The organism is Streptomyces aculeolatus (genome assembly GCF_020400605.1).
GTDB lineage: Bacteria > Actinomycetota > Actinomycetes > Streptomycetales > Streptomycetaceae > Streptomyces > Streptomyces aculeolatus.
Map to the genome: position 1 here is coordinate 1 of NZ_JAINRD010000083.1, position 870 is coordinate 870.

At 69.9% G+C, this 870-nt stretch carries 1 protein-coding gene; it reads right to left on the reverse strand.

Annotated elements, in window-relative coordinates; all coding sequences use genetic code 11:
* Nucleotides 1-870 (reverse strand): beta-ketoacyl synthase N-terminal-like domain-containing protein (locus tag LG396_RS38800; protein WP_225798312.1); only part of this gene is annotated, 870 nt, incomplete at both ends.

The following is an 870-nucleotide window of genomic DNA, read 5'->3' on the forward strand; positions in this document are numbered from 1 at the left end:
GGCCGAGACCACCACCGGAACCGGAGAGGGCTCGGTCGTCGCGTCGGCTTCCGCGGACTGCTCCGGTGCCGCCTCAAGGATGACGTGCGCGTTCGTGCCGCTGATCCCGAACGACGACACCGCCGCACGTCGCGGCTCGCCGGTCTCGGGCCACTGTTGCGCTTCGGTCAGGAGGGTGACGTGGCCGGTGTTCCAGTCGACGTGGGTGGAGGGTTCGTCGACGTGGAGGGTGCGGGGCAGGACGCCGTGGCGCATCGCCTCGACCATCTTGATCACACCCGCGACACCCGCCGCGGCCTGCGTGTGCCCGATGTTCGACTTCACCGCACCCAGCCACAACGGCCGCTCAGCAGAATGCGCCTGACCATAGGTGGCCAGCAGCGCCTGCGCCTCGATCGGGTCACCCAGCGTCGTACCCGTGCCGTGCGCCTCGACCGCATCGACCTGACCCGCACTCAACCGTGCGCTGGCCAGGGCCTGTTCGATGACACGCTGCTGCGACGGACCATTGGGCGCCGTCAGGCCGTTGGAAGCGCCGTCCTGGTTGACGGCCGAACCCCGCAGCACCGCCAGGATCTCGTGCCCGTTGCGCTCCGCGTCCGAGAGCCGCTCCAGCAGCACGAAGCCGACACCCTCGCCCCAGCCCGTACCGTCGGCGGCCTCCGCGAACGGCTTGCACCGCCCATCAGGCGCCAACCCACGCTGCCGCGAGAACTCCACGAACACACCGGGAGTGGCCATCACCGTCACACCACCGGCAAGCGCGAGGTCGCACTCCTCGTTGCGCAGCGCCTGCGCAGCCAGGTGCAAGCTCACCAAAGAGGACGAGCAGGCGGTGTCGACGGTGACCGCCGGGCCTTCCAGACCGAA